At 73.7% G+C, this 3,381-nt stretch carries 4 protein-coding genes; all 4 read right to left on the bottom strand.

Translation table 11 applies throughout. The features are described 5' to 3' along the window. Nucleotides 1-21: 21 nt before the first annotated feature. The gene (locus ACFXA3_RS18915; protein ID WP_385188124.1) at nucleotides 22-402 is read right to left on the bottom strand and encodes an N-acetyltransferase; all 381 of its coding nucleotides are present in this window, start codon (nucleotides 400-402) and stop codon (nucleotides 22-24) included. A gap of 88 nt (nucleotides 403-490) precedes the next feature. Continuing rightward, complete coding sequence (locus tag ACFXA3_RS18910; protein ID WP_385188122.1) at nucleotides 491-1,213, bottom strand: TetR/AcrR family transcriptional regulator; 723 nt, start codon at nucleotides 1,211-1,213, stop codon at nucleotides 491-493. A 30-nt stretch (nucleotides 1,214-1,243) separates the two neighbouring features. Next, the gene (locus tag ACFXA3_RS18905) at nucleotides 1,244-2,290 is read right to left on the bottom strand and encodes a PDR/VanB family oxidoreductase (protein WP_385188120.1); all 1,047 of its coding nucleotides are present in this window, start codon (nucleotides 2,288-2,290) and stop codon (nucleotides 1,244-1,246) included. Then, entirely contained in the window at nucleotides 2,287-3,195 is a 909-nt protein-coding gene (locus ACFXA3_RS18900) for a metal-dependent hydrolase (protein WP_385188118.1), read from the bottom strand. The genes ACFXA3_RS18905 and ACFXA3_RS18900 overlap by 4 nt, the downstream gene beginning before the upstream one ends. Nucleotides 3,196-3,381 lie beyond the last annotated feature (186 nt).

Raw genomic sequence — 3,381 nt, 5'->3', positions numbered from 1 at the left:
TGGCGGCGGCTGCTTCTGTTTTTAATTCGTCCGGGGGCCGCCCCGGGGGTGCCGCCGGGGGGGGTGTGCGCGCGGCGGGGGCCCCCCCCCCGCGGGCGCGGTTTCGCGTTCCACCATCAGCCGGTGCACGTAGCCGGCGACCGGCGGCTGCACGCCCCAGGCCTCCTCGTCGGACCACCACAGCTCGTACGCGCCGATGATCCGGCCGTCGCTGTCCCCGGCGAGCCACACCTCGCCCTCGCGCATCTTGGCCAGGAAGTGCGCGGCGTCCTTGTCCCCGGGCTTCCACTGGTCGATGCCCTGCCCCCGCATCCACCGGGCGGCCTGGTCGTACAGGGCCACGAGGGTGGCGGCGTCTTTCTCCACGGCCCGCCGGAACAAGATCCCGTCATCAATGATCACGCGCGTATTATCACGCGGATGATCACCGGCGGCCGGGCGCGGGGGCCGGTTGCGGAGCCCGGCTGCGGTGACCGGCCGGCAGGGCCGGTCACCGGGGCGAGGGCACCCCGGGCTCCACCGTCGCCGGGACGAGCCCCACGAGCCGCCCGACCAGTTCTCCGAACGGCCCGTCGGCCGGCTCGTCGGCGAGGATCCGGCCGAGGATCGCGGCCATCTCCGCGTCGTACGCGGCGCTCACCGCGGCCAGCGCCGCGAAGTCGTGCACCAGCTGGAGCTCCAGCTCCGCCCGCGGGATCTTCCGGCCCTCCAGCCAGATCAGGGCGGTCGACTCGGCCAGCGACACCCACGACCGCACCACGAGTTCGAGGCGGGCCGGCGGCTTCTCGATCCCGATGTGCGTGACGATCTGCTGGTAGGCGGCCTGCCGGACCTCGTCGATCATCGCGTTGGTCCGGTTGCTCCCGACGGCCGGGCCGCCCCGCATCAGCGCCGAGAAACCGGGTCCGTGGTCGTCGACGAACGCGAAGAACCGGCCCATCACCCGCAGCAGCCGGGCCCCGAGCGGACCCTCCTTCGGCTCCACGAACCGCTGCGCGAGCTCGTCGGCGGCCCGCCGCAGGGCGGCCTCGTACAGGCTCAGCTTGCCCGGGAAGTAGTGGTAGACGAGCGGCCGCGATATGCCCGCGGCCGCCGCGATCTCGTCGATCGACACGTCGTCGGGCGACCGGTGGCTGAACAGCTCCAGGGCGACCCCGATCAGCTGCTGCCGCCGCTCCTCGACACCCATCCTGCGCCGCGTCCCGCTTGTCATGCGGACACCCTACTGGGCGTCCGGCGGGGCTCAGAGGTCCAGGACCAGGTGATTGTCCTTCGCGCGCGAGACGCACAGGAGCATCGAGTCCTCGCGCTCGCCGTCCGTCAGGAGGGTGTCGCGGTGGTCCACCTCGCCCGCGAGGACGCGGTGTTGGCAGGTTCCGCAGAAGCCCTGTTCGCAGGAGTACGGGGTGGTGGGGAGTTCCCGGCGGACGGCGGTCAGGGCGGATTCGTCCGCGGCGACCTCGACCGTGCGGCCCGAGCGGTGGAGTTCCACCGTGAAGGCGCGGGCCGGGCCGGCCGCTGAGGCCGGGGCGAAGCGTTCCAGGCGGACGGCCGAGGGGTCCGGGGCGGCCTCCCGGACCGCCGTCATCAGGGGGTCCGGGCCGCAGCAGTACACCAGCGTGCCGGGGGCGGTGGCGGCCAGCGCGGACAGGTCGGGCAGGCCCGCCTCGTCCTCCGGGACGACGGTCACCCGGGAGCCGTGGGCCGACAGTTCGCCGAGGAACGGCATCGAGGCCCGGCTGCGGCCGCCGTAGAGGAGGGTCCAGTCCGCGCCCGCCGCCGTGGCCGCCCGCAGCATCGGCAGGACGGGCGTGATGCCGATGCCGCCCGCCACGAAGAGGTACGCGGAGGAGGGCTCCAGCGCGAAGTGGTTGCGGGGCGGCCGGACCGCCAGTTCGGCGCCCTCCGTCAGCTGGGCGTGCGCCTCGCGGGAGCCGCCGCGGCCGTCCTCGATCAGGCGGATCGCGATCGTGTAGCGGCCCGCGTCGGCCGGGTCGCCGCAGAGGCTGTACTGGCGGACCAGGCCCGAGGGGAGCCGGACGTCCACGTGCGCGCCCGGGGTCCACGGCGGGAGGTCCGGGGATTCCAGCGTCAGCTGCAGGACGCCTTCGGCCGGCTCCGTACGGGAGACGATCAGGGTGGGCAGCCATCGGCGCGGGGAGTGGCCCGAGACGGGGGTCTCCAGTGCCGGCAGGGGCCACAGGGGCGAGCGGGCGATGCGCCCGCGCAGGGCGCGGCGGGTCAGCAGCACGGCTCCCGCCACCGCCGCCGCCTTCAGGGCACGGCTCATGCCGGGGCACCGCCGTTCGCGCCGCCGTTCGCTCCGGGGGAGGAGGCCAGGTAGGCCACGGCCTGGGCCGTCGAGCCCTCCTGGGAGGGGTGGTACGTACGGGAGAGGTACGTCGGGATCGACCTGAGCATCGCGCCCGCCGGGGGCAGCGTGCCCTGCCGGCCCGCGCGGAAGAACTGGCCCAGGGACGCCTTGGCGCCGGTCAGCTCCGGGTCGTTCTCCATGAAGAAGCGGGCGCCGCGCTGCCACAGGAAGACCAGCGCCGTGAACGCGGTGGCCCAGGTCCGGGCCCGCCGGCGGTAGTTGCCGTCCACGTGCATGAACAGGTCGAAGGCCACCGAGCGGTGCTCCACCTCCTCGGCGCCGTGCCAGCGCAGCAGGTCCAGCATCATCGGATCCGCGCCCCGGCGGTCCAGTTCGTCGGCGTTGAGGACCCAGTTCCCCAGGAACGCCGTGTAGTGCTCGATCGCCGCGATCATCGCGACCCGCTCCATGAGCCACCAGTGGCGGGCCCTGCCCGGGGGCAGCGTCCGGTCGCCGAGCAGCTTCTCGAAGAGCCAGTCCACCTGCGCCGTGTACGGGGTCGGGTCCAGGCCGAGGCGCTTCAGGTGCGGGAGCACGTCGTCGTGCGCGGCGGCGTGCATGGCCTCCTGGCCGATGAACCCGACGACGTCGGCGCGCAGCTGCTCGTCCTCGATGTACGGGAGCACCTGCTTGTAGACGTGGACGAACCAGCGCTCGCCCGCGGGCAGCAGCAGGTGCAGCACGTTGATGGTGTGCGTGGCGAACGGGTCGCCGGGCAGCCAGTGGAGCGGGGTGCCCTCCCAGCCGAAGGACACGTTCCGTGCCTTGAGCTCGATGTGTTCCGACGCCACGGGGGCGGGCGCGAGCGGCGTATTAGACATGGTGTCAATGTACTGAGGGGTACGGAAGAGGAAAACCCCTCTGCGGCCACCAACTTCCGGCCCGGGCCACCCCGGGCACGCAGAAGTCCCCCCGCGGGGGCCCCCCCGCCCCCGGGGCGGCCGGGGCCAGGATCGGCCGGGGGGGGCGGCGGGGCGCGGGTAAAAACAACACCCCAACCCCCCCGC

It is taken from the genome of Streptomyces sp. NPDC059456 (assembly GCF_042750055.1).
In the GTDB taxonomy this organism is placed as follows: domain Bacteria; phylum Actinomycetota; class Actinomycetes; order Streptomycetales; family Streptomycetaceae; genus Streptomyces.
This window is presented reverse-complemented; position numbering and strand designations above follow the sequence as displayed.